15 protein-coding genes are annotated in these 19586 nt (G+C 43.0%); 14 read left to right on the top strand and 1 reads right to left on the bottom strand.

Annotated features, from left to right (window positions below; all coding sequences use genetic code 11):
- Positions 1-10: 10 nt before the first annotated feature.
- The 3 genes from ACOJUR_RS04580 to ACOJUR_RS04590 all read left to right on the top strand — a co-directional run bounded on the left by ACOJUR_RS04580 (position 11) and on the right by ACOJUR_RS04590 (position 7866).
- Positions 11-1288: an MFS transporter gene (locus ACOJUR_RS04580; RefSeq protein WP_072873921.1), complete on the top strand. Its 1278-nt coding sequence runs from the start codon at positions 11-13 to the stop codon at positions 1286-1288.
- 116 nt (positions 1289-1404) lie between these two features.
- Complete coding sequence (locus tag ACOJUR_RS04585) at positions 1405-6711, top strand: trifunctional serine/threonine-protein kinase/ATP-binding protein/sensor histidine kinase (RefSeq protein ID WP_072873922.1); 5307 nt, start codon at positions 1405-1407, stop codon at positions 6709-6711.
- A 48-nt stretch (positions 6712-6759) separates the two neighbouring features.
- Positions 6760-7866, top strand: a complete 1107-nt coding sequence (locus ACOJUR_RS04590; protein WP_238413642.1) for an adenylate/guanylate cyclase domain-containing protein — start codon at positions 6760-6762, stop codon at positions 7864-7866.
- 99 nt (positions 7867-7965) lie between these two features.
- Here ACOJUR_RS04590 and ACOJUR_RS04595 read toward each other — a convergent pair whose 3' ends face one another.
- Positions 7966-9618 (bottom strand): cupredoxin domain-containing protein, encoded by a 1653-nt coding sequence (locus ACOJUR_RS04595; protein WP_420949365.1) that lies wholly within the window; start codon positions 9616-9618, stop codon positions 7966-7968.
- On the opposite strand from ACOJUR_RS04595, the gene ACOJUR_RS04600 reads away from it, so the two are divergent.
- From ACOJUR_RS04600 to ACOJUR_RS04650, 11 genes are all read left to right on the top strand, one after another.
- Positions 9611-9826 (top strand): hypothetical protein, encoded by a 216-nt coding sequence (locus ACOJUR_RS04600; protein ID WP_420949366.1) that lies wholly within the window; start codon positions 9611-9613, stop codon positions 9824-9826. The two genes, ACOJUR_RS04595 and ACOJUR_RS04600, sit on opposite strands and share 8 nt — an antisense overlap.
- A 259-nt stretch (positions 9827-10085) precedes the next feature.
- Positions 10086-10364 (top strand): metal-sensitive transcriptional regulator, encoded by a 279-nt coding sequence (locus tag ACOJUR_RS04605; protein ID WP_072873925.1) that lies wholly within the window; start codon positions 10086-10088, stop codon positions 10362-10364.
- A 22-nt stretch (positions 10365-10386) separates the two neighbouring features.
- Positions 10387-12576, top strand: a complete 2190-nt coding sequence (locus tag ACOJUR_RS04610) for a heavy metal translocating P-type ATPase (protein WP_420949367.1) — start codon at positions 10387-10389, stop codon at positions 12574-12576.
- Between the two features lie 45 nt (positions 12577-12621).
- Positions 12622-12828, top strand: a complete 207-nt coding sequence (locus ACOJUR_RS04615) for a heavy-metal-associated domain-containing protein (protein WP_072873927.1) — start codon at positions 12622-12624, stop codon at positions 12826-12828.
- A 24-nt stretch (positions 12829-12852) separates the two neighbouring features.
- Entirely contained in the window at positions 12853-13758 is a 906-nt protein-coding gene (gene thiD, locus ACOJUR_RS04620; protein WP_420949368.1) for a bifunctional hydroxymethylpyrimidine kinase/phosphomethylpyrimidine kinase, read from the top strand.
- Complete coding sequence (thiE, locus tag ACOJUR_RS04625; protein WP_242650268.1) at positions 13755-14408, top strand: thiamine phosphate synthase; 654 nt, start codon at positions 13755-13757, stop codon at positions 14406-14408. The genes thiD and thiE overlap by 4 nt, the downstream gene beginning before the upstream one ends.
- A 9-nt stretch (positions 14409-14417) precedes the next feature.
- Complete coding sequence (locus tag ACOJUR_RS04630) at positions 14418-15194, top strand: SDR family NAD(P)-dependent oxidoreductase (protein WP_072873929.1); 777 nt, start codon at positions 14418-14420, stop codon at positions 15192-15194.
- Between the two features lie 456 nt (positions 15195-15650).
- Positions 15651-16241, top strand: coding sequence for a sterol desaturase family protein (locus ACOJUR_RS04635; protein ID WP_420950500.1), 591 nt, complete (start codon positions 15651-15653; stop codon positions 16239-16241).
- 113 nt (positions 16242-16354) lie between these two features.
- Positions 16355-17902, top strand: a complete 1548-nt coding sequence (locus tag ACOJUR_RS04640; protein ID WP_420949369.1) for an aldehyde dehydrogenase family protein — start codon at positions 16355-16357, stop codon at positions 17900-17902.
- Positions 17903-18074: 172 nt separating this feature from the next.
- Entirely contained in the window at positions 18075-18710 is a 636-nt protein-coding gene (locus ACOJUR_RS04645; RefSeq protein WP_203115207.1) for a MarC family protein, read from the top strand.
- Positions 18711-18783: 73 nt separating this feature from the next.
- A complete protein-coding gene (locus ACOJUR_RS04650) occupies positions 18784-19527 on the top strand; it encodes an SDR family NAD(P)-dependent oxidoreductase (protein ID WP_420949370.1) in 744 nt (247 codons plus the stop codon).
- Positions 19528-19586: the final 59 nt, after the last annotated feature.

Genomic DNA, 19586 nt, shown 5'->3' on the forward strand with positions numbered 1-19586 from the left:
ATAAAATCAAATGGCCCAATTAGAAGGTCACGTAATCCGAAAAACCCCTAGTGTTTTAAAGCCTTCCGTATTGCTCATACTGACGGCTGCTTTTGTGACATCACTATCCACTTACATGGCACAGCCGTTTTTCATTCTTTACTATCATCAGGCTCTGCATTTTTCTTCTTTGGAAGCTGGTGTCCTGATTGCCATCATGCCGCTATGCGGTGCTTTGTTTGGAGTTGTTGGAGGCTATGTTTCGGATTTCATAGGTATTCGCAAGGCATATGCTTCTGCGCTTTTGCTTTCCGGATTTTGTATGGCAGGTTTCGCCTTCTTTCGTTCATTTTTTGAACTTTTTATACTTTCAGCTGTACTGGGACTGTGTATGGCTACTACTCGCAGTGGCGCGCAAGCACTCTTGAAAGGGCGTGTCGCCGAGGAACAGGCGGGTACAGCGCAGACTTATCTATACTGGCTAAATAATTTATCCATCATCGTTGGCCCGCCTGTTGCTGCTTTACTGCTTGGAGCAGGCGCGAAAGCCAACGTGTTTGTGGTGTCATCTATTTTGATGGTCGTCATGTCGCTCTGTGTCTTACTCTTACTGGATTCTCCCTTAAAAACACAAAAACCAAGCGGAAGTGAGGCTTCTGCTACAAAAAACGTCAGACCACCTTCTTTTCTTCAATCCATGAGCATGTTGCAGGCCAATCGTAGATTGCGGTGGACTTTTTTTGCCCTTTTTTTCTACATCATGCTAGAAGCACAGCTGACGTCCACCGTACCGCTTTATATGTCGGAGAAATTTACAGAAGGATCGAAATTTTATGGATTTATTAATACAGAAGTTGCAGCCATAGCACTTTTTCTCACGCCTATTCTTGCTCGTATCACAAAGAAAAAGAGTGTTTTAGGAGTCTTATCCACAGGTATTCTTGTTCTAGGTATTGGACTGGTGGTCGCCGGATTTTCCGGATCAGTCATTGGTTGGTATATAGGCATTTGTTTCTACGGACTTGGTGAGGTTACTGCGATGCCCAAAATCAATGAGGTCATGGTTGACGCAGTGGATAAAGAACAACCGGCTACATCTTTTGCTGCTTTAAATACTTCTCTGTTCTTGGGAATGTTTGCGGGATATGCAATTGGTCCATCGTTGATTGCTCAGATGAGTTCAGGTTGGCTATACACAGGAGCGTTAGCATTGGCTGTACTTTCCGTGATCTGTTTTATCAATGCTCGGCGAGCTATTGTGGTGTCGCAAAGTGTGTCGTTAGAGGTGGAGGGTCATTCAAACGTATAATTGATAGTGGATTATTTGTAAAAAAATTGATATTTGCATTGTGTTTTGCGCAGAGAAAAACGATAATGAAGGGGTATAGGAAGCCTTGTAAAAAACGCTATAGGGGAGCGTTTCCATTGCCTTTCGTTTTTCATATTCCGGGGTGCGATGTGACTGAGACACTAAACGAGTCTTCGCATACTCTTGTCCTACGAGCTATAGAGTCGAGTACTTCGCGCCCAGTCATTCTAAAAATGCCAGCTACTCGTTATCCTCAACCTTCAGAAATTGCTAAGTATTCTCATGAATACGAAATACTTCAAGAATTGAATGGCGAAGGTGCCATTCGGGTATATCGTCTATTGCAAGTGGAACATGTGCCTGTTTTGATTCTCGAAGATAGCGGAACAGAATCGTTGTCTGGCTATTTGCGCAAGCATAAGCTCAGTATTGCTGAGAAACTAGAACTTGCTATTTCTCTTTGCGAATGTTTGGAGCGTATCCATACCAAACGAATTACCCACCGTGATTTAAATCCTGCGAATATATTGGTGCAATCCGATCACAAATCTGTCAAAATCATCGATTTTGGTGAGTCCACAAGATTTTTGCGAGAACAAGTGGAGGCAGTACGCAGCGATGCCTTGACGGGTACACTACCCTATATGTCACCTGAGCAAACAGGACGAATGAACCGAAGTGTTGATTATCGGACAGATATTTATTCTCTTGGGGTCACTCTGTACGAAATGTTTACAGAACATCCTCCATTTGATTTTTCTGACGCGCTTGAGATGATTCACGCGCATCTAGCACGTGAACCAAAGTCACCCGATATAGTGGATAAAACCATACCCCGTGTGCTTTCGAGCATTATTCTCAAATGTCTCTCTAAAAATCCGGAAGATCGTTATCAAAGTGCCTACGGTGTTCGGGCGGATTTGCAAATCTGCTTAGAGCACTGGAAGGATAAAGGTAATATTCCTCACTTTCCTATAGGTCTTCAAGATGCCGTCATGGGTTTTCATCCATCCAGAAAATTATATGAGCGTGACGATGTCTGGCAACAGGTTGTTCAAGCGCACGAACGGGCAGCCGCAGGAGGAGTGGAATTTTTTATCATTCGCGGTGAAGAAGGCATGGGCAAATCTATGCTTTTATCTGAGTTTTCAAATCAGTTGCGTGAAATGTCTTCTTATGTGGTTGGAGGAACCTTTCACAAGGATGATCAAAATATTCCTTATTCTGCTATTTTACAAAGCTGTGGACAATTGTTTGAGGGGCTTCTCGAATTGCCTGACGATGTTGTAAATGTATGGAAAGATCGTTTGGTTTCCATACTGAAGGACGATGTCCCTTATGTTCAGGGCTTGATTCCTTTCGCCAAACAGGTGTTTGGGGGGCAAGGAGTAATCCCATCTTTGAATGAAGCTGCTTATGCGGTTCTAATGGAGCGCATCCTAAAAAATTTATTTCGTGCTTTTGCCAATAGTCAAGAGGCGATTGTGGTTTATCTGGACGATTGTCAATGGGCGGATTCCTACACGCGCAAGTTTTTGAGTTCCATGGCAAGCGACGTGGAGTTTCACCATATGTTGTTTCTGATGACATATCGAACAGAGGACGTAATAGAGGAGTCGCTTTTCGCACGTGGCAGAGGTTCTTTTTTCGTGTCTTACTGCAAACTTCGTCCACTCAGCGTGAAGGCGGTAGCTGAACTTTTGGCGGATACTTTGTTGACGAATGAAGAACGCGTTCTTCCCCTAGCCAAGATTATGGTAGAAAAGACATCGGGAAATGCGTTCTTTGTGCATCAATTGTTAGATTCTATTTACCGTTCTTCTTTTTTATGGTATGACAACCATGAAAAAGTATGGAGATGGGATATAGAAGGCGTAAGACGTATTCATTGTACCGACAATGTCGTTGATTTTCTGTCGCAAAGTTTGTCGGAGTTGCCTGAAGAAGAACGAGTATGGCTAGGTCAAACCGCCTGTTTTGGAGCAAAATTTGAAATACACGACTGCGCATTCATCGCTGGAGTTCCTTTAGAAAAGGCGTATGAACGTATGCTGGAGTGTTTGGAGTACGGGTTTATTGAACCCGTTCGCACAGCAAATTCCTCAGAACAAATTTTCCTGACGAAACTGGAAGATACCACCTGGGATAAAACTCTAATCCTGCAATTTGCCCATGCGCGTATTCAAGAAGCTGTCTATTCCTTGCTCGATCCCGTTGTTAAGGCACATACGCATTTTAAGATTGCTCAGTATTATTTGCGAAAGTTGTCATCTGAAGAGCTGGTGCAGCGAGTATTTGAATTGGCCGCTCATTTTAATGCTGCAATAGACGTTATTCAGGCACGTGAAATACGCCAACAAGCTGCAGAAATCAATTTGCTGGCCGGAAGGGAAGCCAATCGGTTGGCATTGTTTGACGAGGCTAATCGCTTCTTTACTGCAGGAGCAGCATTTCTTGATGAACTCGATTGGAAAGAACGATATGGTCTCACGAGTCAATTGTATATTGAGCGAATGAAACACGAATTTCTCTGTAATCATTACGACCATACGCTTACGATGGCCGAAGAGGTGTTAGCTCACGCACAGACGCCACTCGATAAGCTGGAAGCTCATATGTGTAAGTTGAATGTGTTTACCATGCGTTATGAGTATGCTTCCATGATGGACACAGCGAGATCGGCCGTACAATTATATGGTATCAAACTGCCAAAGCGTATGAGTCGCAGAGTAGCGCTCGAACAATATCGCACATTTAAGCAATTGGTTGCTGTTGGTGAAGAACGAATGCTGACTTCATCACCTAAAGCCGATAAAGCCTTGCAAATCGTTCTCCGTATTGTACAGGTGACTTCCAATTCTGTGACAAGCCAACCAGAGTGGATATCCTATCTTTGGTTGAAAGTGGCTGAACTTTCCATTAAATATGGTTTTTGCCCGGATTCGGCCATAGGTTTTCTAGCTCCAGTTCATCTCAGACAATTTTGGCGAAAAGAAGATATTGAAGACGCTTATCGCTGGGGGAATTTTGCCAGAGAAGTGGTGGAACGTTTTCGAGATGGTGCTGAGGGCCAATATATGCGCGCCAAAATGAATGTTTCCGTGACGTTTGCCACGACGCTTAATCACTGGCGCAACCATTTAATGTCCACGGTAGACGCTTTAGATGAATACTTTGAAGGCATTAAATCGATTGGGGCAGAAAGTTTTGCGGTTTTGCATAGTGGATGTAAGATGCTCGTGCTTTTCTCCTGTGCGGAAACACTCGATACTTTGACTCGTGAACTTCAAAAGCAGCGAACGGTTGCTGAATCTTTTTCGTTACCGTTTCCTATCCAAGTCTGTCGTATGTTAGAAATCGTTGCTGAAGAACTTCAAAATCCAGATTGGACAAAGAATCGGCAATGGATAGAGGTAGAACAATTTGCAGGTTTTGCATCTGATGTGAAATTGACTGAAAGTTTTTTGCAATGCGTTCGTGCCTATCTTTTTAATCGTTCACATGAAGCCGTTGCAGCTGGGGAAGAAGGGTATCAATTATTCAAGTCCAGTCTTGACTGTTCTACTTTTCTGGTACCAGAGCACGCGTTTTATTATGGGCTGATTTTAGCGGCTGCACCGGATACTCAGGTAGTTCCTGCAATGAATAGATTGCGGAGAATTGTAAAATTGTTTCAAATATGGTCTGAGCTTTGTCCCCAGAACTATGAACACAAATATTTATTGCTTAAAGCTGAATCAGCCCGATTATCTGGGTTATGGCATCGTGCAGTTGACCTTTACGAGGCTGCCATTCAAACCGCTAAACGAGATGGCTATTTGCAAAATGAGGCAATTGCCAATGAATGTGCAGCCAAACTGTTTCTTGCCCGGAAACAGCCTAAAATTGCTCAAGTCTATCTGGCAGAGGCTCGCTACCTTTACAGCCGATGGGGAGCACACGGAAAAGTTCAACAATTGGAAGATACTTATGGGTATCTGTTGAACCTTGGCGAGAGTGGTGACAAATTCCCTGGACTCATTTCCAGTGCGATTTCATCTAGTACCAAAGAACCGAAACGCAGGCAACTTGATATAGCAACGATTCTCAAAGTGTCGCAAGCTATTTCAAGTGAAATTCGCCTCGATCAATTGTTGTCTACCTTGCTGTTGTTTGCCATCGAGAGCGCAGGTGCGGAGAGCGGGTATTGGATTCTCAAACAGGATGAAGAGTGGGTCATAGCCGCTTCAGCGACCGCCGATGGAACAGCGGATATACAGAAAACAGTTCTGGTCCACATGTCTGATGATGTGTCATTCGGAGTGGTTCAGTATGCCTTGCGCACTCAGGAATTAGTTATTCTCCATCATGCCAGCAGGGAAGGACGGTTTGTGCGCGATCCACATATACGTAAGAAACGTGCCAAATCGATTCTTTGTTTGCCCGTTCTGAAGCAAGGGAAGATTGTTGCTATTCTATATTTGGAAAATAGTTTGGCCACACATGTATTTACATCAGATCGTATTGAACTGTTGATATTGCTTTCTGGACAGATGGCAATCTCTATGGAAAATGCCATGATGTATGAAAGCTTGGATCGTTTGGTGATTGAGCGGACCAACGAACTGAAACGAACCCAACAACAGATGATTGAGTCGGAAAAAATGGCCTCACTGGGTCAACTTACGGCAGGTGTGGCCCATGAAATTAATAATCCTATCAATTTTGTTGTGTCCAGCACGGCTCCGCTTCGCCGCGATATCGAAGATCTCATTGAACTCTTAAAATCGTACAGAGAAGCCATTAGAGAGCAAGGTCTTGTAGATAAATTCCAAGCTATTATGAACAAGGAAGAACAGATCGATCTCGATTACACGGTAGAGGAAGTCTTGCAGCTTGTTTCTGGTATTGAAGAGGGTGGTAGTCGGACAGCGGAAATTGTGAAAGGCTTGCGAGCCTTCTCTCGTCTGGATGAGGATGATGTAAAACTGGCCAGCGTCACTGAAGGTATTGATTCGACACTTACATTGCTTCATCGTAGCTATGAACGTCGAATTCGGATTGTTCGAGACTATGAAGAGGTTCCAGAGATAGAATGTTATCCGGGTAAGTTGAATCAGGTCTATATGAATCTCTTGTCGAATGCCATTCAGGCTATTCCCGATCAAGGTGAAATACGTATTTCTGTTCGTCACATCGAAGAATTTGTACAGATTCGCATTTCCGATACGGGAGTCGGCATATCTAAAGAAGTGATGCGACGTATTTTCGAACCGTTTTTTACTACAAAGGAAGTTGGTCTCGGAACAGGGCTTGGATTGTCTATTAGCTACGGCATCATAGAACTTCATCACGGTCGGATTGAAGTCGATAGTCGTTTAGGGCAAGGTACAACCTTTACGATCACGCTTCCTATACGCCAAACAGGAAACGTTTTGCAATAAGAACATGTGTCAATATAGATACAACGGAATGGTAAGTGGGGTAGAAAAATGATGAAGAAAAGCGATTTACCGATTTCCATATTGTATTTAGATGATGAAGAGCATAATTTAATATCCTTCCGAGCTGCGTTTCGTAAACATTTTCAAATTTATACAACGACTTCTGCTCGAGAAGCAGTGGATTTACTTCGCACCCATCAGATTCCCATTGTGATTACGGATCAGCGAATGCCGGAAATGATGGGTGTGCAATTTTTAGAGGCTATTATACCGGAGTTTCCTGATACCATACGCATGATTCTTACAGGTTTTAGTGATGTCGAGGCGATTATAAAAGCCATTAATACGGGACGAGTCTATCGATATATTACGAAACCATGGGTGGAAAGCGAACTTTTAATGACATTGCAAGGGGCAGCAGAGATGGTTCGCCTCCAACATCAAAACAAGCGGTTAATCGAAGAATTGCAGCAGCGTGTTCAAGATCAGGAAAGAGTGATGAAACTCTTTCAAAAATATGTACCTGAGCATGTGGTGACTGAGGTTCTGGGTCAAGACGAGGACAGTTCCATACTTAAAGGTGAACTGCGCATTGTTTCTGTTCTCCTCTGTGACATCCGTGACTTTACAGCCCGTGCTGCAGAGCTTGAGCCACGTAAAGTAGTGGCGTTTTTAAACGACTATTTCTCGCTGATGACGGATTGTGTAAAAGCTCACAACGGAACAGTCAATAAGTTTATTGGTGATGGCATATTAGCTATTTTTGGTGCCCCTGTATCTTATTTGCATAATCAAGAGAATGCAGTACTTTGTGCACTCGATATGGTAGAGAAGATTCATCAGTTCAATGAACGCCACCGTATGGAATTAGGCGGCAATTTAAAAATAGGAATAGGTATCAATACAGGCGAAGTTGTCGTTGGCAATATTGGCACGGAAGAACGCGTCGAATACACAGTTATTGGTGATACAGTCAATATGGCTTCTCGGATTGAACGTTTGACCAAAGGTCATGACAACGCGGTGTTTATCAGTTCAAGCACTTATCAGAGAGTAAGTGATATCGTGCAGGCGCGTGTCTGTGGTCCGTTTTCTGTTCCTGGTAAAGAAGAAGCCATAGAACTTTACGAGGTAATGGGACGCAAGCAAACATAAGTCCATCATAGATATTTTGGCGCCTACCTTATTCGACCCAACGAACAGTCGCATTTATGATAGCCCCTCCGTGATTAGGGAGGGGCCATTGTTTATTTCTTAGTTCATTGAACCCATATGGCTCATTGGGTTTGAAGAACTGGAACTTGTTCCTGTACTGGATGTTGAGCTTGTAGAAGCTGCGCTCGATCCGTTGGATGATTGTCCGCTCGGCACAGATGGTATAGAACCAGCATGGGCGCTCGGTGTGAAATCCAGTGTTCCTCCAATGAACGTTGGATTCATGCCCATGGCCTTCATGACATTCAAGAGGTCATCTACTTGGATATACATTGTTCCTTGTCCGTAATTTTTCCATACTTTCCCTTTCATACTAGACATCATATGGTTGTTCACATAGAGGTGAACATTACCATTGCCGCTTGCTTGGCTGACAGAATTTGAACCGAATGCAGTATCAGAAGTAATGTTCCAGTTGGAACCGTTCCAAGAAGTTTGAATTCCTGCTGATTTTAGTAACTGCATTAAGTACCAGATGGGAACATAAGTGCTGCCATCAATGGTTTTTAAAGGCATGTTTTCCACACTGTTGTTCCAAGCGGCCGTGACCACATTCGGCTGAGAAGTCACGTTTACAGTTCCCAACATGCCCATGACGTCATGCAAAAGGCATCGGTAAGCAAAACTTCCAGACTTAATAAATGTTAATTCATAGGTAGCGCCTGGTACCAGAAAGCCGGAGTTAAAATATCCAGTACCCGCATAAATATGTCCGCCATACGGAGGTGGCATGAGACTTTCATTAGGAATGTCAGACCAGCCTTTAGGCAAAAAAGTTACCGTGTGTACTTCATTGACGCCTGTTTGTGTCCAGATGACCGTATCCCCAGTATGGATGTTCAAAGTATCTGGCAGGAAACGTTCATATGCCCAAGACGGATGATTGATTAGTCCTGTGGCCACCACTTGTTTGCTGGAGTTATATATATCAAGATTCCAAACGCCTTGAGGAAGGCCAGATGCTTCTACCGATCCCGTTACAGTTCCTGTACCGTCACTGTTCACAATCACAGTGGCAAATTTTGAATGAGGCACCATCACGCCACTACCGCTTTTTCCTTCACAAAGCATGGCGGTATACGTATGGCCAGGTTTCAATCCTGCCAACTTCACGGAAATTCCATACGTAATATACGAATTGGATTGAGAAGGTGGCTGTGCAAAAGCAATCAATGCTGAACCTTTGACACCACTGTTGTTTACAGTAGAGAGATTCATAGCATAGGATTGAGATTCTTTAGCGTCGGTCTGCGCAAAATAGGTGGTCGTGCCATTGGCATTCTTTTGAGTCTTCAACTTGAAGGCAGCAATGGATTGATTGGCCGAATTAAAATCAGCTTGCTCCTCTGCTTGTGCTTGCGCATTGTATTGCGCTTGTGTCAATGGATACGGTGTTCCTGCTGGATTGACAATGACGACGCCCATCATGCCAGGATGAAGTAAGCAGTAATACGGATAAACACCTGGTTTGGTAAAGGTCAGAGTATAGGGTTTTCCCATTAGCAATCCAGATGATGTGAAAGTAGAGCCGTTATACGTACTGCCTCCAGCAGGAAGTTGAGCCTGAGGCGATAACGCTGAAGGAAGTGTTCCATTTATTCCAGGGAAAGAAACCGTATGTCCAACACCCTCAAAAGTAATGCTGTCACCAGCATCAATGGTAATGACGTTAGGGAAGAATGACATGGCCATAACACCGCTTTTGGTCATGGGTCCCGCATTGACTGTCCAATGTGTTGCCGTGGATGAAGTGGATGAAGTGGATGAAGTGGATGAAGTGGATGAAGTGGATGAAGTGGATGAAGTAGAACTGCTTACCGTACTACCGGTATCAGCAAATACTGGCGATGAGACAGTCGCCAGCAAAGCAAGTGTTGCAACTCCGGCAGCCCCAGCCTGAAGCCATTTGATGTTCCTCATGTTTCTATATACCTCCTCAGTAAAGTAACTAGAGAGTTCAAATTTCTCGGCAATCCTGCCAGTGAAATCTAACCACTGCTCACTATACCGAGGAGTCGTGTTCCATGCGTTCCATATTATGTACCGATTGTGTCATCCTTGAACGCTGAGTTGATGTAACAGGGATACTCTAAAATATAGAGTATCCAAACTTGACGAATATACCCTACAGGGGTAATGTAAAAGAGAGGTGAGGAGTAATGAGTCATTCTTATGAAAAAGATAAAGATAATCTGTTAGCACGATTGAGACGTATTGAAGGACAAGTGCGCGGTGTTCAAAAAATGATTGAAGATAATCGATATTGTATAGATTTGCTCAATCAGTTAGCTGCCATTAAGAGTGCAACCCATCAAGTGGCGCTTGCCATATTGGAAGCACACACGCGAGGATGTGTTGCAGACGCTCTGCATGAGCGCACATCAGAAAAAGAAAAGATTGATGAATTAATGCAAGTGATCCGTCAGTTTTCCAAGTAACAGGAGGGAGTCTGTTTGAACTATGCAACAACAAATCCGCAAAGAGAAAGTTTTAACCAGAAAATCAGAGTTTAAAATTGAAGGTATGACCTGCGCTGCTTGTGCAGCCAGAATTGAAAAAGTCTTAGGTCGGGCCAATGGCGTTACCCAGGTCAGTGTCAATTTGGCTTCAGAAAAAGGAAAGGTAGAATATCTTTCTCACCTGATAGATGAAAAAGAAATTTTGTCCAAGATTGAGAAAGCAGGTTACACAGCGATTCCCATTCAAGAACTCAATGATGCAGAAGAACGAAAACAGAAAAGTTTAGCCTATCGTCGAGACCAGAGAATACTTGGGTTATCTGTTATTTTGACATTGCCGCTGGTTGTGCAGATGTTTGTCATGTTGTTGGGCAAATCGCCATTTATGTCGAATTGGGTGAGTTTTGCGCTGGCAACTCCAGTTCAGTTTTATGTAGGTTGGAGATTTTACAAAGGAGCTTACCACGCTCTTCGCGGCGGAGCCGCCAACATGGATGTGCTGGTTGCTCTGGGAACGACAACAGCATACGTATACAGCGCAATCAGAACCATTTTAGGATATCCAGTGACCTATTTTGATAGTTCTGCCACGGTCATTACACTGATTTTTATGGGCAAATGGCTGGAAACCAGAGCGAAACAGGAATCTAGTTCTGCCATTGAACAATTGGCCGATTTGGCTGCTAAACATGCACATGTAGTGAAGGATGGCAATGTGAGAGATGTTGCCGTCGAAGAGTTACAGTTGGGCGATCTCGTTCGTGTCTATCCTGGAGAAAAAGTTCCAGCTGATGGGATACTTGTAGAAGGAACTGCTCATATTGACGAATCCTTTCTTACAGGGGAGTCAGTTCCAGTTGCGAAGCAGGCTGGCGATGAGGTGTTGGCTGCAACAATGAATCAAATGGACTCCTTTGTAATGAAAGTAACCAGAATCGGTGAGCATACAGTTTTTTCTCAAGTCATTCGTCTAGTTGAAGAGGCTCAAGGTTCGAAAGCCCCTGTGCAACGTCTGGCTGATAAGATATCAGGAGTTTTTGTTCCCACTGTACTAGGTATCGCTATTTTGACTTTTTTTCTTTGGGGTATTTTTGGTACCTGGAGTCACGCGTTGATTGCAGCTGTGGCAGTATTGGTCATTGCCTGCCCATGTTCTCTAGGCTTGGCAACACCAACAGCCATCATGGTTGGTACGGGATTGGGGGCAGCGCATGGTGTTCTCATTAAAGGTGGCGAGCATTTGGAAAAGGCTCATCAAGTCAACACCGTAGTCTTCGACAAAACAGGGACCTTAACTTTAGGTAAACCAACCCTTACAAACATCATGACCCTGTCTCAATCGGATACATCTCACCTGTTGAGTATTGCAGCTGCAGTTGAGTCGCAAAGTGATCATCCACTAGCCCAGGCTGTAGTTCAATATGCAAAGGATCAAGGAATAGATTTTGGCCATGCAGAGAAAGCAAAAATCATTCCTGGAAGAGGAATCGCTGGCGAATGGAATGGAGTTTCCATTCTGATTGGCAATGCTCAATTAATGGAAGACGAACAGGTTCAAGGGTTTCAGATCCATCCAATTTCACAGCTTGAAAAAGAAGCAAAAACTGTTATTTGTGTGTCAGTCAATGGACATTTTCAGGGATTCATTGGAATTGCAGATACGCTGAAACCAGAAGCGAAATCTACTATTGAAGCACTTCAAAAATTGGGCATTGATGTCTGGATGTTAACGGGAGACAATGAGCAAACAGCCAACGCTGTAGCACGGCAATTAGGTATTCAGCAGGTTATGGCTGGAATACTGCCGGGAGAAAAAGCACAAAAAGTGTTGGAATTAAAAGAGCTGGGACGAGTTGTGGCTATGGTTGGTGATGGCATCAATGATTCTCCCGCACTAGCGGCGGCGGATATTGGTATGGCTATGGGTAACGGAGCAGACGTGGCGCTTGAAACTGCAGATATTGCCTTGATGACCTCCAATTTGGCAGCTGTTGTATTAGCAATACAATTATCACGTCTGACCATGCGTAAAATTCGGCAGAACTTGTTCTGGGCTTTCTTCTATAACATGTTGGGGGTTCCCCTTGCTGCATTAGGAATTCTTAGTCCAATCATTGCTGGTGCGGCAATGGCGCTCAGTTCTGTCAGTGTTGTGACCAACAGTTTGCTGCTGCGTCGTGCTAAACTATAAAAAAAACAAAATTTAATGCAAATCATCATGAGGAGTTGATATCATATGGCGACAGCTATGATTTCGGTGATAGGTATGACTTGCGGAGGATGCGTGAATGCCGTTACAAAAGCGCTGAAAAGTGTTGACGGCGTACTGGATGTACAAGTTGAATTGGAAGCCGGTCAAGCGACTGTGCAATTTGATGAAAGTAAAACGGATATATCCATGTTGAAAGAAGTCATTGAAGAAGCTGGCTACGATACTAACTGATGGTTGATAGGAAGGGATACACCTATGTATCTAAACAACGGCAGTGTTGTGCGAGCCATGACGATTGCAGGTTCAGACAGTGGCGGCGGAGCGGGAATTCAAGCTGATTTAAAGACGTTTGCTGCATTTGATGTCTATGGTTCCTCTTGCATTACGGCTTTGACGGCTCAAAATACATTAGACGTCCTGGGCATCATAGAAATGACACCGGAATTTGTTCAACTACAGTTGCAATCTATACTGGACGATATTGGAACACATGCGTTAAAAACAGGAATGCTGAGCAATGAGAACATCATTCATGTTGTTGCGCAAACTTTGCAACAGTACAAAGTAACCAATATTGTTGTTGATCCAGTGATGATTTCTAAAAGTGGAAAGTCTTTGTTATCCTATTCAGCCATCCAAGCCATGAAAGAGCAATTGCTGCCTTTGGCTGATATTTTGACGCCAAACTTGCCTGAAGCTGAGACGTTATGTGGTTATCCCATTACAACGTTCGAACAATGCCTCCAAGCTGCTCAAGATTTGGCTAGCCTGGGTCCTCGAATCGTGATCATCAAAGGCGGCCATGCAAATGAAGGGGACGGGCCATCTTCGCATGTGGTTGATCTCGTTTTTGATGGTGAAAATTTTACAAGTTTTCATTCTCCTCGTATTCCTAGTCACAAAACCCACGGAACGGGCTGCACGTTTTCTGCTGCAATAACTGCAGGCTTGGCGAGAGGAATGAATTTCCTGAATGCTATCGCATCTGCCAAGTCGTTTGTCCAAGATGCTATCGAAGCTGCGACGGATTGGGATGTGGGGAATGGCTACGGTCCGACCAATCATTCTGTAGCGATTCGTATAGCGGAAGGCGTAGTGGCAGGTTACTCGTATATCAGAAAAGATGGCGGATGGATGCGCTGTGAGGAGATTTCAGTATGAAGCTAGCTCAGATGACGAAAGAAGAGTTGCGCCGTCGTTTGCGACTCTATGTGGTCACCGATGAAAGAAAAGATACGCAGAGCTTGCTCGATACGACTGCAGCTGCGATACAAGGTGGTGCTACCGCCATCCAACTGCGCCGCAAGGCAGATTTAGGACGTCATTTTGTCGATCTCGCCTATGCTATAAGGCGAATGACCAGAGAGGCGGATGTGCTTTTTTTTGTCAATGATCGTGTAGATATTGCGCTTCTGTGCGACGCTGATGGGATTCACGTGGGACAGGATGATTTATCGTGTATGGAAGTAAAAAAATTATTTCCAGATGCATTGGTTGGGGTTTCAGCAGCTGGAGTAGAAGAAGCCTTAGCAGCTGAACAGCAAGGGGCGGATTACTTGGGAGTGGGGGCGGTCTATCCTACGAATTCTAAACCAGATGCGGATTTTACGGGACTTGAGGGACTTTCCCTCGTTACACAGTCTGTGTCGCTTCCAGTTGTAGCCATAGGCGGTATCAACGTTGAAAGAGCGAGTTCTGTATTAAAGGCGGGAGCCGATGGTATAGCCGTTGTTTCGGCAGTGATGTCTGCAGATGATCCCAGAATGGCGTCTATGGAACTTATTCATCGAATGGAAATAAGTGGAGGTTAAAAGAGGACAATGAATCTTTTGGACGGTCGTCGTATAGTCGTTACAGGTGCTTCCAGTGGACTTGGGCTGGCCATGGCAGAGGCGTTGTTGAAAGCTGGGGCATCGGTTGCAATGACAGCTCGTGCAACAGATCGGTTGGACAGTGAAGTAAAACGTTTGACACATGCTGGTTATGATGCATATTCTTTGCCCATGGATGTTCGCTCTGAACAATCTATCAGCGATGCCGTAAGCTGGGTAGTTCAAACATGGGGAAAAATCGATGTTCTTGTGAACAATGCAGGAATTGGCATGCGAACAGTCAATTCTCGATTCATGTTGGAACCACAGCCTTTTTTTGAAGTGACTCCGCAAGGATTTCGAGATGTCATTGATACGAATCTTACAGGATATTTTCTTGTTTCTCGTGGATTCGCTCCTTTGTTGGTTAGACAGGGGTATGGAAAAGTCATTAACATTTCCATGAATCATTCAACAATGCGCCGACGTGGTTTTATTCCCTATGGACCTTCAAGAGCTGGTGCAGAATCACTCAGCTATATCATGGCAGAAGATCTGCTGCCCTACGGTATCACCGTCAATATGTTATTGCCGGGCGGTGCAACGGAAACAGGCATGATCCCAGATGAGATGAAAAAACAATTGAAAGTACCGCTGTTACATCCGAATATTATGGCTGATCCGATTGTTTTTCTTGCCTCAGATCAATCGGACGGAATCACTGGTGAACGCATGATAGCCACAGAATTTGCAAACTGGTACAAAGAACGTTTCGGTAATTCATAAGATTTTTGAAGATAGGTTTATTTTGTATGAACGACGATATTCAAAGCATAAACGGGATTGCCAACATACTTTCATGAATATATTTTGTTTCCTTTTTACCAAACTATAGTCGTTTTGAGCGTACTATCAGATAGTATCAGTTGCTTGAATCATATGATTGAAAGTCCGTGTTTGGATAATAACATTATCGCTCCTTTCGACTTTACGCCTGTTTAGACGATCCTGAACACAACTTTGTGTCAAATACCTTCTTCTTATCCATTGTTAAGTTCGCGAAGAAAACCTGTGAAGAGTTCCAGTAGTGTCCGTCCAATCTTTGGGGGAATTGGGGATGCCGATTGACAGGACAACTAGTGAACTCCTATTCTTTGTACTAAGACCATAAGGATAACGGGGCGGTCATCTGTGGTGAGTAAAGAATTGAAATTGTTTATTAAGTTTCCTGATATTTTTGTCATGTTATTTCTTACAATCACAGGCTGCATAGTCTCTATTTTACATTGGCAAGGTTGGCTGACCCTCATTTTTATTGTGGCTGGTATGGTGGCATACGCATTAGCGGAGTACACGACACATCGTTTCTTGTTTCATATGAAACCTCCGAAAAATCGAATATTGCTCAAATTTTTAAAACGAATCCATTATGATCATCATGCGAATCCTGGAGATTTACACTTATTATTTTTACCTTTATGGTACAGTTTACCTAATATTGCTGTTGCATCTTTAATTCTTATGATTATCAGTCATCGCTGGCAAGAAGCGATTTTTTTTGCTACTGGTGTTGGTATTTTTCTTCTCTATTATGAATGGAGACATTTTGTTGCGCATCGCCCCTTGGTTCCTAAAACGAAATGGGGCAAAAAACTAAAAAAATCGCATTTGTGGCATCATTATAAAAATGAGAACTATTGGTACGGAGTAACTCATACAGTGCTGGATTATGTCTTTCAAACTTATCCAGATGAAAAATTGGTAGAAAAAAGTCAAACAGCTAGGGATTTGGAGCATCGGATCAAAGAACAAGTGACAGAAAGTCACTTCTGAGATAAGATATCTGTAAATTCTATCTATTATCATAGAAAAGATGGATAAAAACAGGTAATAGTTCTAACTCCAATATACTCTGTTTCTATTTTATCAAGAGGAGAATGAATATATTGTCTAACCTTTCTGCCTCTGCCATTGATGACCGAGTTTCCGAATATGCATGGCAACCCAAAACGGAAGATGATCTTGAATCGATTTATCAAAGAGCTAGAAAACAGTTTTCTGTATGGAAAAATTATAGCGTTCAAGAGCGAATAGTCTGGTTGCGAAAACTTCGTTACCATATTGCCGAGAATCGTGATCGGATTGCAAATGTGATTCATCAAGCAACGGGAAAACCCTTCTTGGAGGCGCTGTCAAGTGAAGTCATGATGGTTCTTGAATCGCTGCGTTTTTTGGAAAAACACGCTGAAAAATTGCTTCGTCCACAAAAAAGAAAAACTCCCATGATATTATTTGGGAAAAAATCGTATCTTCAATTTCAGCCGAGAGGGATTGTTTTGGTCATTTCTCCATGGAACTTCCCCTTTCAACTAGCTATGGTGCCTGTCATTGAAGCTCTGGCAGCAGGGAATTGTGTTCTGCTTAAACCGTCAGAGTGGACGCCAAGTGTTACAGAGTTGATGCAATCTTTATTTCATGAAGTCGGTTTTCCCGAAGGTGTTGTTCAAGTTATTTTGGGAGATGGCAAAACGGGAAGGGAGTTAATTCAAAAACATCCTGATTTTATCCATTTTACGGGTTCTGTAGCGACTGGCCGAAGAATTCAATCCTTAGCTGCTGAACAACTCATACCGACCACATTGGAGCTTGGCGGCAAAGATCCGATGATTGTTTTTGCGGATGCTCATTTAGAAAGAGCTGTACGTGGTGCTCTGTGGGGGGCATTTTGCAATAGTGGACAAGTATGTTTATCTGTAGAAAGATTATATGTAGAAAGAAGTATTTTACCTGTTTTTCAAGAACTTTTAATCCAATCATTAGCTCAGTTATGTCAGGGTGAAGATATAGATGCTGATCTCGGTAGCATGACAACAATGGCACAAATCGAGAAGGTTAAATCCCAAGTGTTGGAGGCTCTCCAGCAGGGGGCTACATTATTGGCGGGAGAGCATCCAGATCATTGGCTGGAGAATTCAAGGAAATTAGCTCCCATGCTGATAACGAATGTTCCCAATCATGTTTCTCTGTTAAATGAAGAAACTTTCGGTCCCATACTTCCTATTTTACCGTTTGATCAAGAGGACGAGGTCATTGAACTAGCCAATCAGAGTCGATTAGGATTAGGTGCAAGTGTTTGGACAGCTGATTTGCAAAGAGCCAAAAGGGTCGCGGCTCAATTGGTAACAGGAAACGTGTGTCTTAACGATGTGATTATCAGCATTGCTAATCCCTATCTTCCTTATGGGGGAACCAAAGAAGGTGGGATCGGGAAATATCATGGGGCGGAAGGTTTGTACGCTTTTTCTATTCAAACTTCTATATTGTTGTCTGAAGGAAAAAGTCCTTCGGAAATGCATTGGTTCCCTTATGCCGGAAAATCTCAACCACTCTCTCAACTTATTGCAAGTTGGTACGGAAAGCATAAAAACCCTTTTAAATTATTACAAGCGTATATGAAGTTACTGAACTTATCTCGCAAGCGCAATTATAAATAGTTTCTTCTATATCGGTATAAAGATTTGGTGTAAAAAGGAAGTCGAATTTTTGGAAGATGAATTTGTGGTACAATCTATGTTAACTCTATATATTCTGGAGTTGTTCTGGAGGTGAATCATTCATTCCCTTGTCCGGCTTAATCTCGTAACTGAATAAGGAGGAGAGTAATCCGTGCTAGGCTATATGGTACATGCTTTAGTCGGTATATTCGCAGTGATGAATCCAATTGGCAATGTCCCCATTTTTTTGTCCCTCACCGAAAATTATGATCTAAACAAACAAAGAAAAATTGCTCGAAAAGCTATTCTGATAGCTTTTTTAATTATTATGATATTTCTTGTCTTAGGACACTATATTTTTGAATTGTTTGGGATTACTGTCAATGCGTTTCGTGTTGTCGGTGGTATTTTAATTTTTGGTATAGCCTATAATCTTATTCAAGCTAAACCCTCACATGCACATACTCCCCACGCGGATGAACATGAAGACAGTGCAAATAAAGATGATATATCTGTCACCCCATTGGCTACCCCGTTGATTGCTGGTCCTGGAACGATTGCTACTGTTATGGCATTAGCTGGTGGCGGAAAGTTGCTCATGAATTCGCTATCTGTATTTATTGCTGTCGTGATCGTACTTGCAGGTACCTATGTTATTCTCTACTATTCTGGTTTTATTGGAAAGCACTTAGGTAAGACGGAAATGAATGTTATTACTCGATTGATGGGTTTACTTTTGGCGATTATCGCGGTTCAAATGGCAGTGTCCGGTTTGGATAAACTGTTTCCAGGATGGCTACACACATAAAAAAATTTGTAAAAAATCCAATCATAAATATAAATGTGTTTAGGATGCAAATGTATAGAAGATTGGGAGTGAAATGGTGGAAGGTAAAGTCGTTCTCATCACCGGCGGAGGACGTGGGATTGGTGCAGAGACAGCACGCCTTCTTGCTCATCGAGGCGCTTTTGTAGTTTTGAACTATCTTTCAAACCGTGAATCGGCCAATAGACTCGTCCATGAAATTGAGCAAAAAGGCGGCCGCGCATTAGCGTTGCAGGCGGATATACGAGATGAGCAACAAGTACAATATTTGGTCGAAACTACTATTCGTCAGTGTGGCAAAATCGATGGCCTGGTTAGCAATGCAGCCATGAACTTTGTGAGGAAGCCTTTTTTGGAAATGAGTTGGTTGGAATTTTCTCAGAAACTTAATGACGAGTTAAAAGCAGCATTTATCTTATCTCAGGCCGTGCTCCCACATATGCTTGAAAATCACTATGGACGAATTGTTTATGTCTCCACAGGTTTGGCCCAGCATCCACAAGTGCCTTTTATTGCCCATGGTACAGCCAAAGCGGGCCTTACTACTTTTGGAAAATATATTGCCAAGGAGTTTGGAACATATGGAATTACTGCAAATATAGTTTCACCGGGATTAGTTGAAACGGAGCGAACAAAATTTCAATCAGAAGAAATGAAAAGAAATATGGCTAAACTAACTCCGCTCGGTAGAATTGCTAAGCCTGAAGATATTGCACGAGTTATTGCTTTTTATGTCAGTGACGATAGTCAATTTATAACAGGTTGTGATATATCGGTGGATGGAGGACTCACAATTTGAGTGTAACAATTTTTATTTTATAGTCACAAAGTTGTGAGTTGGTTATGAGATTCATGAAT

The sequence above is a fragment of the Alicyclobacillus tolerans genome (assembly GCF_048984885.1).
Classification (GTDB): Bacteria; Bacillota; Bacilli; order Alicyclobacillales; family Alicyclobacillaceae; genus Alicyclobacillus_I; species Alicyclobacillus_I tolerans.

Coding starts and splice junctions, on each gene's coding strand:
- ACOJUR_RS04580 (WP_072873921.1), top strand. CDS start 11: ATGGCCCAATTAGAAGGTCACGTAATCCGAAAAACCCCTAGTGTTTTA.
- ACOJUR_RS04590 (WP_238413642.1), top strand. CDS start 6,760: ATGATGAAGAAAAGCGATTTACCGATTTCCATATTGTATTTAGATGAT.
- ACOJUR_RS04600 (WP_420949366.1), top strand. CDS start 9,611: ATGGCCATAACACCGCTTTTGGTCATGGGTCCCGCATTGACTGTCCAA.
- ACOJUR_RS04595 (WP_420949365.1), bottom strand. CDS start 9,618: ATGGCCATGTCATTCTTCCCTAACGTCATTACCATTGATGCTGGTGAC.
- ACOJUR_RS04605 (WP_072873925.1), top strand. CDS start 10,086: ATGAGTCATTCTTATGAAAAAGATAAAGATAATCTGTTAGCACGATTG.
- ACOJUR_RS04610 (WP_420949367.1), top strand. CDS start 10,387: ATGCAACAACAAATCCGCAAAGAGAAAGTTTTAACCAGAAAATCAGAG.
- ACOJUR_RS04615 (WP_072873927.1), top strand. CDS start 12,622: ATGGCGACAGCTATGATTTCGGTGATAGGTATGACTTGCGGAGGATGC.
- thiD (WP_420949368.1), top strand. CDS start 12,853: ATGTATCTAAACAACGGCAGTGTTGTGCGAGCCATGACGATTGCAGGT.
- thiE (WP_242650268.1), top strand. CDS start 13,755: ATGAAGCTAGCTCAGATGACGAAAGAAGAGTTGCGCCGTCGTTTGCGA.
- ACOJUR_RS04630 (WP_072873929.1), top strand. CDS start 14,418: ATGAATCTTTTGGACGGTCGTCGTATAGTCGTTACAGGTGCTTCCAGT.
- ACOJUR_RS04635 (WP_420950500.1), top strand. CDS start 15,651: ATGTTATTTCTTACAATCACAGGCTGCATAGTCTCTATTTTACATTGG.
- ACOJUR_RS04650 (WP_420949370.1), top strand. CDS start 18,784: ATGGTGGAAGGTAAAGTCGTTCTCATCACCGGCGGAGGACGTGGGATT.